Here is a 4,726-nt window from a genome sequence, read left to right on the forward strand (position 1 = left end):
CAAGCGGTACGATCGCCTTGGTCGGCCGCTTCATCGTGGCCACGGCGACGCCCGCGCAGACCGCGGCCAGCACCAGCAGCACGGCGGCGACGGCGCCAAAGCCCCAGAATTGTCCGTAGCTGATTGCAACCCAGCGGTAGAGGGCAATCAGGCCGACGAAGAAGGTCGCGATCACGAACAGCCCGGCCACTGCGAACAGACCAGCCGCGACCGCGTAGGACGTCGCGCGTCCGGTGGCCTGGCTGGTGCGGTCCCGCAAATACGATTGCGCGGCGCGCTTGAGATGGTTGAGCTTCAGCGCCATGCCGGCGCGCAGCAATTCGCCCGATGGCGCGAGCATGGGGACATCCTCCGAGAGCAAGAACAATCGTCGGGGGATGAACGTGGCGATATTTGAGTTGTTCCGACGGAGCTCGATCCGTCGTGAGGAATCAGCCGAGATCGGCGGCCGCGATCCAGAACACCTCGCCCTCGGAATCCTCGGTGTCGAGCCAGAGCAGCGGCAGTTCCGGAAAGGCCTCGTCGACCAGTTCGCGGCCGCGGCCGATCTCGCAGATCAGCCCGCCATCCGGCGTGAGGTGATCGGGCGCCTCGCGCAGGATCCGGCGCACCACGTCGAGACCGTCGCTTCCGCCATCGAACGCGAGCTTCGGTTCGGCCCGGCATTCCGGCGGCAGCGCCGCCATGCCCTCGGCATCGACGTAAGGCGGGTTGGTGATGATCAGGTCGTATTTGTTGTCGCCGAGCGGCGCGAACAGGTCACCGCGATACAGGCTGATCCGGTCCTCGAGCCCGTATTCGCCGACATTTCGCGTGGCGACCTCGAACGCGCCCTTGGAGATGTCGACGGCATCGACGGCGGCGTTCGGAAAATGATGCGCGGCGAGGATGGCAAGGCATCCCGATCCCGTGCAGAGATCGAGCACACGCTCGACGGCCGTGGGATCGTCGATCAGCGCGCCGGCGCCTTCTTCGCCGCCGAAATGCGACTCCAGCAGTTCGCCGATGAAGGAGCGCGGAACGATGACACGCTCGTCGACATAGAAGGGCAGGCCGCGCATGTAGATCTTCTTGACGAGATAGGCGGCCGGTTTGCGCGTGGTGACGCGCTGATGGATGAGATCGAGGACGGTCTTGCCCTCGGCGGCCGTGACGCGCGCGTTGGCGAACATCTCGAACTGTTCGGGATTGAGATGCAGCGCCTCGCTGACCAGGAAGGCTGCTTCGGCAACCGGATCTGTCGTGCCATGGGCAAAGGCGAGCTCGGCTTCGACAAAGCGGCTCACCCCATAGCGGACGAAATCGGCCAGCGTGAGAAGCTCGCCCGGAGCGACCTTGGCAGGTTTTAGCGCGGCGCGGCCGCGCACGGTCTTTTTGGATGCTTTTGCCATCAGGATCGGGTCCAACGTGCGGCGGCTTCGTCGTCGCGGGCCTGGGCCTCGACCCAGCCGGTGCCGGCTTCGCTTTCTTCCTTCTTCCAGAACGGCGCGCTGGTCTTGAGGTAATCCATCAGGAACTCGGCCGCCAGGAAGGCGGCCTGGCGATGCTGCGATGCGGTCAGCACCAGCACGATGTTCTCGCCCGGCATGAAGCGGCCAACGCGGTGGATGACCGTGACACCGTTCAACGGCCAGCGCGAGATCGCCTCGTCGACATGACGCCTGATCTCTTCCTCGGCCATATCAGGGTAATGTTCCAGCGTCAGCGCGGCGATGTTCGCGCTGTCCTCGTCGGCTCGGCAGATGCCGGAGAAGCTCACGACGGCCCCGATGTCGGTGCGGCTCTTGGTCAGGAGGGCGATTTCGCGGGCGATATCGAAATCGTCCTCCTGAATACGGATGGTAACGGGGCAGGGAACAGAGGAGGCCATGGTCTAGCCGCCGGTCATCGGCGGGAAGAACGCGATTTCGCGAGCGCCGGTGATCGTCGCATCCGATTTGACATGGGCGCGGTCGATCGCGGCGCGGATCACCTTCGGCTTCTCGAACGCATACGCATAGGCTTCGCTTTGACCGGACAGCCAGGCAATCAGCTCTTCCACGGTGCGCACAGTCGCAGGCGGCTCGATGGTTTCTTCTGCCTTGCCGACGCGCTCGCGCACCCAGGCGAAATATTTCACCTTCATCCCTCGTCCTCCTTGATGAGGTGATGGATGCCGGCGCGGAAATAGTCGTAGCCGGTATAAATGGTCACGATCGCCGAGGCCCACAGCAGCGCCAGTCCGATCATCGAGACGACGGGCGCCACCTCGTCGCCGGCAGGTCCCGCGAGCAGAAAGCCGATCGCAACGAGCTGGACCGTGGTCTTCCACTTGGCAAGCTTGGTCACGGGCACGCTGACGCGGAGCGCGGCAAGGTATTCGCGCAGGCCCGAGACCAGGATCTCGCGGCACAGGATCACGATGGCGGCCCACAGCGACCAGCCATGGATGATGCCGTCGGCGGCCAGCATCAGCAGGCACGAGGCGACCAGCAGCTTGTCGGCGATCGGATCGAGCATCCGGCCGAACGCCGATTGCTGATTCCAGATCCGCGCGTAATAGCCGTCGAGGTAGTCGGTCACCGCGGCCCCGATGAAGATGGCCACCGCCACCCAGCGCAGCCACAGCGGCTGATCCAGAATCGACTGCGCATAGATACACCCCACCACGACCGGGATCGCCGCGATCCGGCCATAGGTCAGGATGTTCGGGAGGGACATCGCGCGGCTGGTCGTCCCTCGTGTCGTGGCGATGTTCATCCGTCCTACCAATACCGCTGCGGCCTGAAGGTCAACCGTTCCGCTCCACAGATGGGGTGCGGGATGCGACGATCATATGACCCTAGCTCCCTTTGGGCCTTTAGTTCATCCCGGCTGGGGATGGAAATACTCGAAAATCCTGCGGGCGCTCTCGGCGCTCACCCCCGGAACCTTGCCGAGATCGGCGATCGAGGCGCGTTCGATCTCCTTCAGGGTCCCGAAATGATGTAGCAAGGCACGTTTGCGTGACGGGCCGATGCCCGGAATCTCCTGCAAACCGGCCTCGCGGATGTCCTTCTTGCGCAGCTTGCGGTGCGAGCCGATGACGAAGCGGTGGGCCTCGTCGCGCAAACGCTGGATGAAATAGAGCACGGGATCGCGCGGCTCCAGCTTGATGGCCTCGCGTTCCGGCATGAACAGGGTCTCGCGGCCGGCATCCCGGTCCGGCCCCTTGGCGACCGACATCAGCGACACCTGGGTCAGGCCGAGATTTGCGAAGATCTCGCGGACGGCGTTGAGCTGGCCGCGGCCGCCGTCGATGATGACGAGATCGGGCCATTGCGGGAAATCGTCGTCCTTCGCCTTGACCGAGCCCTCCTCGGGCGGAGTGATCAGGCGTTTGAAGCGTCGCTCGAGCACCTCGCGCATCATGGCGAAGTCGTCGCCGGGCGTGATGCCTTCCGACTTGATGTTGAACTTGCGGTACTGGTTCTTCACGAAACCATCAGGTCCGGCGACGATCATGGCGCCGACCGCATTGGTGCCCTGGATGTGGCTGTTGTCGTAGACTTCGATGCGCCTGGGCGAATGCGGCAGGCTCAGCGTTGCGGCTATGGCGTCGAGCAGGCGGCTTTGCGTGGCGGTATCGGCAAGCTTGCGGCCGAGCGCCTCGCGCGCATTGGTCAGCGCGTGGGCGACCAGCTCCTTCTTCTCGCCGCGCTTGGGCGCGGTGACCTCGATCTTGTGGCCGGCCTTGATCGAGAGCGCATTGGCGAGCAGCTCGCTCTCCTCGATCTCGTGCGAGAGCAGGATGTTCCTCGGCGGCGGCTTGTCGTCGTAGAACTGGGCGAGGAAGGAACCGAGCACTTCTTCCGGGGTGAACGTCTTTTCCGCGCGCGGAAAATAGGCCCGGTTGCCCCAGTTCTGGCCAGTGCGAAAGAAGAACACCTCGACGCAGGAGAAGCCGCCCTCCTGGTGGATGGCGAACACGTCGGCTTCCTCGACCGTGCGCGGATTGATGCCCTGCTGCGACTGGATCGCCGACAGCGCGGCGAGGCGGTCGCGGTAGAGCGCGGCGCGCTCGAACTCGAGCTCACCCGCCGCCTTCTCCATCTCGCCGGCAAGCTCCTGCTTCACCGCATGGCTTTTGCCTGACAGGAAGTCGCTCGCCTCCCGCACCAGCGTCGTATAGCCGGGGAAGTCGATCTCGCGGGTGCAGGGGCCGGCGCAGCGGCGGATCTGGTAGAGCAGGCAAGGCCGGGTGCGGCTCTCGAAGAAGGAATCGGTGCAGGAGCGGATCAGGAACGCGCGCTGCAAGGCCGTGATGGTGCGGTTGACCGCGCCGGCGGAGGCAAACGGACCGAAATAGCGTCCGGGCCGGCTCTGCGCGCCGCGATGTTTCAGGATCTGCGGCGCCCAATGGTCGCCGGTGATCAGGATATAGGGAAACGATTTGTCGTCGCGCAGCTGCACATTGAAGCGCGGCCGAAGCTGCTTGATGAGGTTGGCTTCCAGCAGCAGCGCTTCGGTCTCGGTATTGGTCGAGACGATTTCCACGGTGACCGTGGCGGCGATCATGCGCAGGATGCGCGCCGGCTGCGGCGCATTCTGGCGCGCATAGTTGGAGAGGCGCTTTTTGACGTTCTTGGCTTTGCCGACATAGAGCACGTCGGCATTCGCATTGAGCATGCGATAGACGCCGGGCGAGGTGGGGGCGAGGCGGACCGCGCGTTCGATCGCCTCGTGACCGCTCGCCAGCGGCCCTTCG

6 protein-coding genes are annotated in these 4,726 nt (G+C 64.6%); all 6 read right to left on the bottom strand.

What is annotated here, in order from left to right:
• Positions 1-340 (bottom strand): phage holin family protein (locus tag MOV75_RS27955; RefSeq protein WP_247006966.1); only part of this gene is annotated, 340 nt, incomplete at its 3' end.
• A gap of 91 nt (positions 341-431) precedes the next feature.
• Positions 432-1,391, bottom strand: a complete 960-nt coding sequence (prmB, locus tag MOV75_RS27960; protein ID WP_246922046.1) for a 50S ribosomal protein L3 N(5)-glutamine methyltransferase — start codon at positions 1,389-1,391, stop codon at positions 432-434.
• A complete protein-coding gene (locus tag MOV75_RS27965; protein WP_246922044.1) occupies positions 1,391-1,870 on the bottom strand; it encodes a molybdenum cofactor biosynthesis protein MoaE in 480 nt (159 codons plus the stop codon). The genes prmB and MOV75_RS27965 overlap by 1 nt, the downstream gene beginning before the upstream one ends.
• A 3-nt stretch (positions 1,871-1,873) precedes the next feature.
• The gene (moaD, locus tag MOV75_RS27970; protein ID WP_246922042.1) at positions 1,874-2,125 is read right to left on the bottom strand and encodes a molybdopterin converting factor subunit 1; all 252 of its coding nucleotides are present in this window, start codon (positions 2,123-2,125) and stop codon (positions 1,874-1,876) included.
• Positions 2,122-2,739, bottom strand: a complete 618-nt coding sequence (gene pgsA, locus MOV75_RS27975; RefSeq protein ID WP_246922040.1) for a CDP-diacylglycerol--glycerol-3-phosphate 3-phosphatidyltransferase — start codon at positions 2,737-2,739, stop codon at positions 2,122-2,124. Before pgsA ends, moaD begins: the two co-directional genes overlap by 4 nt.
• A gap of 105 nt (positions 2,740-2,844) precedes the next feature.
• On the bottom strand, positions 2,845-4,726 hold a 1,882-nt coding region (gene uvrC, locus MOV75_RS27980; protein WP_247006967.1), incomplete at its 5' end, for an excinuclease ABC subunit UvrC.

Source organism: Bradyrhizobium sp. PRIMUS42 (assembly GCF_023006515.1).
Classification (GTDB): domain Bacteria; phylum Pseudomonadota; class Alphaproteobacteria; order Rhizobiales; family Xanthobacteraceae; genus Bradyrhizobium.